The following is a 5033-nucleotide window of genomic DNA, read 5'->3' on the forward strand; positions in this document are numbered from 1 at the left end:
ATCGGTCGGGGGCCGTTCGCCGTCGTCGGCGGACGAGCGGTCAGCTCGTGCCGGGGCAGGCTCGCCCGGCGTCGGTGACCCGGTAGATCCGGATCCCGCCGACCTGGTGGACCAGCGTGATCCGGTTGCTGGTGGTCAGCCGGTCCGGCTCGTAGTGCTTCTCCCAGGCGCCCGGCATCTTCCGCTTGCCGGTCACCACGTAGCTGATGTTGAGCCGCCGCACCTCGCACCCGGCCGGTCGCGCGTCCTCGCTGTTCACCAGCCAGTTCCAGGCGTCCCAGCGCTTCTCGTAGTTCTCCGTGGGCAGGCCGGGCAGCGGCGGGATGCCGAACAGCAGTGGCACGTCGTAGTCGGCGTAGGACCAGCTCATGAACTCCCGGTGCCGGTCGTACGCGACCACGCTGCCCGGCGGGGTGTTCTGCTGGAGCCAGCGGAACGCCTCCGGATACGACTTGCCCAACGGGGTGCGGCTCTTCATCTCGTTCCGGATGGCGTGCCAACTGTCCGGTGCCGCGCCGAGACCGAGCAGGGCCAGCACCACCAGCGTGGCCGCGGCCGCCGCCGGCACGGAGGAGCCGCGCAGGGCGCGCGCCCGGGCCGCCAGCAGGCTCACCAGCCAGGCGATGGCCAGCCCCAGCACCACCGCGCCGGCCACCGTGAGCAGCCCGTAGACCGGGAAGATCATCGAGCGGACCCGTTCCCGGACGCCGTACCAGAGGCTGGACAGCGTGGTCGCGGTCGGCGAGTCGGACGCTGAGGTCCAGAACCCGAGCAGGGTGAAGATCACCCCGGCGACCAGCCACGGACGGGCCCAGCGCAGCGGGCGCAGCACCAGCGCGAACAGCGACAGCAGCAGGCAGGGGATGACGATCCAGAGCGCGACCTGGATGGTCGGCACGTCCAGCTGGTAGTCCCGGCCGCCGACCTGGGGGAAGCCGAACAGGATGTAGCGCTGCGGGTCGGTGACCCAGTACTCCCAGGACTCGTCGTACTTGCCGAGCAGCGGCGGCGGGTTGGAGATCCGTTCACCGTTCGCGCCGAGCAGCACCCCGATCAACGGCAGCAGCGGCACCAGCCCCGCCACCACCATGGCGGCGAGGCCGGCACCCACCCGACGCCACACCGGCCGGCCCGTCAGCGTCACCGCCATGCCGAGGGCGAGCACCCCGATGAAGAGCACGTCGTAGGTGTGGGTCATCACGATCCCGGCGCCGGCCAGCCCGGCCAGCAGACCCACGCGCACCGGATGGCGGCCGCGCAGCGCGAGGGCGATGAGCAGGGCGACCGCGCCGGCCACGCTGGGCGCGGTCTGCTCGGTGATCCGCCCGGTCACCACCGAGAGCCACATCGGCCCGAGCACCGCGGGCGCGGCGGCGGCGCAGGCCGCCACGATCGGCCGGCCGCCGAGCGCGCGGACCGCCGCGTAGACCCCGGCGACCAGCGCGAGCGGGCCGAGGACGATCGACCAGGCGGTCATCACGGTGCTGATCCGGCCGCCGGAGAGTTCCGCGGCCTGGGCCCAGGAGACGTTCGCCGCCAGGGGGTAGAACGAGCAGGAGAGCGCGGTGTCGGTGGCGCCGGTGGTGCACGCCGAGGAGATCAGCACGCTGCCGCTGTCCATGATCCGGCGGGTGAGGAAGCCGTGGTTCATGGCGTCCCAGCCGGGCGGCGCGTTGAGCCGGCCGAGGATCAGCCAACCGAACGCCACGCTGATCAGCGCCGGTACGGTGACTCCCACCACGTCCGACCAGTGCGGGCGGACGGACGGCAGGCGCAGCCGGGCGCGCAGCCCCGGCCGGGTGCCGTCCTCGGCCGGCTCGACCAGGCCGCGGGCGACCAGCCGGGACCCGAGCACCGCCAGGCCGGCGAGGAGCAGTTCGGCGACGAGCACCGCCAGCGCACTGTGCGGCAGGCCGAGTTTCGGCAGCCAGGACATGGCCAGGCTGGTCAGGCCGAGGGTGAGCGCGGGCGAGGCCGCCCAGGCCGCCCACCGGTAGCGCCCCGGGGGAAGGGCGAAGCCGAGCAGCGCGCCGGGCACGATGGCGACGGCGAGCGCGATCAAGGTCGTCAAACCCGTGGATCCTTTCGAGGGGACGCTCCGGCGGCGGCCGGCGGGCCGGATCGAGGTGCGCCTGCCCGGCGTGGCCGCCCCTGCCGTGGCGGCCGGATCGGCGAACGGCCGGACCAGTATAGGAACGCGACCTTGGAGCCGGGCGCCGCCGCCGCGCGGTGCGGTCGGGGCGCGCGGACGAATGGGAGCAACGGCGTCAGATGGCGACACCCCAGCGATACCGGTGGCTTCCCTCACGTTAAGGTCACACCTACGCTGTGGCGGCGGCTGCGGGTTGGCATCGGCGGTGCCCGGTGGGGGACGATGGTGGGGCGGCACGCGTGCGGCGGGTCCGTTCTCGCGTCGATCCGCCGGGGGCGCCTGTGCCGGTGGCCCGCTCTGCCCCGCGGAAGCGGACCCGTGCCGGAACGAGCCGGTCCACGCCGGCCACGTTGTCGATGTCGTAGGGAGCGAACTCGTTGTTCGGCAAGTTGATGGGGCCGGCGGGCGTCGCGGCCCGTGGCGCGCTCGTGGTGCTGTGCTACCTGGTCACGCTCCTGGCCGGGGCGTTCGGCCAACCCGCTCTCTTCGCCGTGGCCGGCACGCTCGCCGTGCTCGGCGAGTTCGCCATGATGCGGTGGTCGACGCCGTCCGAGGTGCTGCTGGAGAAGGTCGGCCTGACCAAGTCCTACCGGCAGCTCACCCGGGACCTGGCGAGCGTGCTGCTGGTCGTCTCCGCGGTGCGCCCGGGCGCGGTGGCGGTCACCTGGCTGATGCTGCTGGTGGCCGCGGTCTGGGTGATCGCCATCTTCGCCGGCGCGCTGAACACGATGATCGACCGGCGTAACCCGGTCTCCGCGCTGGTCCGCAACATCGAGCTGGGCCCGATGCGCGCCGCGCCGCGCCCGCCGTCCTGGGCCGCGGGCGTCGCCGGCGAGCGGCTGCCCTTTCTGAACATCGTGCTGATCCCGGGCGCGGTCGCCGCGGCCGTGGCCGACAACGTCGCCCCCGCGCTCGTCGCGGCCGGGATCGCCACGCTGGTGACGGCGGTCGTCGGCCTGGTGGTCGCGGCGACCTGGCTGCGCGGGCGGGGCAGCGGCCAGCCCACCCTGCTGCCCGCGGTGCAGCGCTGGTTGGACCGCTACCGGCCCGAGGTGGCCCTCTACTTCGCCGGCCCGGCCAAGGACGTCTACCAGGCCAACATGTGGCTCGCCCCGACCGAGGCGCTGGAGCGCCCGGCGGTGGTGCTGATGCGCAGCCGGGAGGCGTTCAACGAGCTGGCCGACACCCGGTTGCCGGTGATCTGCGTGCCCGCCGGGGTGGACTTCATGAACCTGGAGTTCGGCAGCGTCCGCGCCGCCCTCTACGCGGCCAACGTGGGCGCGAACATCCACATGCTCCGCGAGCCCGGCGTGAAGCACGTCTTCGTCGGCCACGGCGACAGCGACAAGCAGGCCAGCGTCAACCCGTACAGCAAGGTGTACGACGAGGTCTGGGTGGCCGGCCTTGCCGGCCGGGAGCGCTACGCCCGGGCCGGCGTCGGCGTCCGCGACGAGGACATCGTCGAGATCGGACGGCCGCAGCTCGCCGGGGTGCACACCTTCGGAGCGGAGTCGGTCGACCGGCCGTTCACCGTGCTCTACGCCCCGACGTGGGAGGGCTGGCTGGACGACGACCCCTACCACACCTCGCTGGTGCTGATGGGGGAGCGGATCGTCAAGGGCCTGCTGGAGAGCCGCCCGGCGGTCCGGCTGATCTACAAGCCGCACCCGCTCACCGGCTCGCGGTCCAAGGAGGCCAAGGCCGTGCACGAGCGCGTGGTGGGGCTGATCCGGGCGGCCGGTGGCGACCCGGACGCGTCCTCCCTGAACGGTGCCGGCCACCGGGTGGTCACCGGGCGGACGCCCGCGCTGTTCGACTGCTTCAACCAGACCGACCTGCTGATCAGCGACGTGTCCAGTGTGGTCTCCGACTTCGTGCAGAGCCAGCGCCCGTACGTGGTGGCCAACCCGAGCGGGCTGCCGGAGGACGAGTTCCGGCGCGACTTCCCGACCTCGCGGGCGGCGTACCTGCTCTCCCCCGACTGTGGCGAGCTGGAGAAGATCCTCGCGCTGACCCGGGCCGGCGACGACCCGATGACCGAGGCGCGGCGGGAGCTGAAGACGTACCTGCTCGGGCCGGACGAGCCGAACTCGATGGAGCGGTTCCGGGCGGAGATCGGCCGGCTCTGCGGCTGAACCGCGGCGCGGACAACGGAAACGGGGAGGGCCGGCGGCCCTCCCCGTTCGTCGTGCGTGGACCTCAGCCCTGGTACGGCGGGTTGTCGACGTCGCGGGAGACGACCTCGCCCTTCTCGTCCACCCAGCCCTTCGGCCGGGCCGGGTTGCCGGCCACCAGCTGGTACGGCTTGACGTCCCTGGTCACCACCGAGCCGGCGGCGATCATCGCGTACTCGCCGACCTCGATGCCGCACACGAGCGTGGCGTTGGCGCCGATCGAGGCGCCCCGGCGGACCAGGGTCGGGGTGATCGTCCAGTCGGGGTTCTGGGCCCGCGGCCGGAAGTCGTTGGTGAAGACGGCACACGGCCCGACGAAGACCTCGTCCTCGATGGTGACGCCCTGGTAGACCGAGACGTTGTTCTGGATCTTCACCCGGTCGCCGATGGTGACGTTCGCGTCGACGTAGACGTTGCGGCCGATGACGCAGCCGGAGCCGACCTGCGCGCTCGACCGGATGTGGGCCAGGTGCCAGACCTTGGTGCCGTCGCCGACCTGAGCGCCCTCCTCCACGTCGGCCGTCGGATGGACGAACACGGAGGCGGACCGGTCGTTGGTGTCAGTCATTGTCTTCTCGCATCGTCGCAGGGGCGCGTCGTCGCGCCGGCGGTGCCGGGCGGCCGCGCCGGCGCGCCGCCCCGGGCCCCCCCGGGGCAGGAGCACCCGGCCGCCCCCGGGACCCGGGGCCGGGGGGGGCGTCGCAGCA

Annotated in this window: 3 protein-coding genes; 1 reads left to right on the plus strand and 2 read right to left on the minus strand. The window is 73.1% G+C overall.

Features of this window, described 5'->3' with window-relative positions; genetic code table 11:
- Positions 1-40: 40 nt before the first annotated feature.
- A complete protein-coding gene (locus ACWEVO_RS29780) occupies positions 41-2071 on the minus strand; it encodes a DUF6541 family protein (RefSeq protein WP_452310796.1) in 2031 nt (676 codons plus the stop codon).
- 458 nt (positions 2072-2529) lie between these two features.
- Between ACWEVO_RS29780 and ACWEVO_RS29785 the strand changes: the two genes are divergently transcribed.
- Entirely contained in the window at positions 2530-4287 is a 1758-nt protein-coding gene (locus ACWEVO_RS29785; protein WP_452310797.1) for a CDP-glycerol glycerophosphotransferase family protein, read from the plus strand.
- A 64-nt stretch (positions 4288-4351) separates the two neighbouring features.
- On the opposite strand, the gene ACWEVO_RS29790 is transcribed toward ACWEVO_RS29785, so the two are convergent.
- Positions 4352-4894: an acyltransferase gene (locus tag ACWEVO_RS29790; RefSeq protein ID WP_452310798.1), complete on the minus strand. Its 543-nt coding sequence runs from the start codon at positions 4892-4894 to the stop codon at positions 4352-4354.
- Positions 4895-5033: the final 139 nt, after the last annotated feature.

The organism is Micromonospora sp. NPDC003776, from assembly GCF_053605645.1.